Genomic DNA, 482 nt, shown 5'->3' on the forward strand with positions numbered 1-482 from the left:
GGTCATCCGTGGATCATGGTCAAGAGTCTGGAAAACTTTTGTGCAACTCATATATGGTACGGGAAGCTGCTCATAGTTTGTCCTGCTGTCCAGTGTTGTTATGTAAGGCTGTGGCAATTGAGCCTGTGTATCCATAGCATCTGTTAGCTGAGTACTGACCTCCGGCTCGCTCTGGCAATAGCTGGCAACAGGCTGCTGCTCATAATTTGTCCTGCTGTCCAGTGTTGTTATGTCAGGCCGTGGCAACTGCGCCTGTGTATCCATAACATCGGGTAGCTGAGTGCTTACCTCCGGCTCGTCCTGACAATAGCTGTTAACAGGCTGTTTAAAAACATCCAGGAGTTCCTGCCAGCAGGCAGGCCAGTTGATCCCGGTTTCAAAGTCCATAACCTCCATCAATCTCGCTGCTTCTTCCAGGTAAGGCTGATTGACTTTTATCGCCAGAGTCATGCTCTGAACCGTGTCCAGAGGAAAAATCTGTT

1 protein-coding gene is annotated in these 482 nt (G+C 49.4%); it reads right to left on the reverse strand.

Translation table 11 applies throughout. From position 1 onward, the window contains the following. Positions 1 to 450 (reverse strand): hypothetical protein (locus tag E1189_RS00460; protein ID WP_155158187.1); only part of this gene is annotated, 450 nt, incomplete at its 3' end. Positions 451 to 482: the final 32 nt, after the last annotated feature.

This window comes from Parendozoicomonas verongulae (assembly GCF_009711465.1).
Taxonomy (GTDB): domain Bacteria; phylum Pseudomonadota; class Gammaproteobacteria; order Pseudomonadales; family Endozoicomonadaceae; genus Sansalvadorimonas; species Sansalvadorimonas verongulae.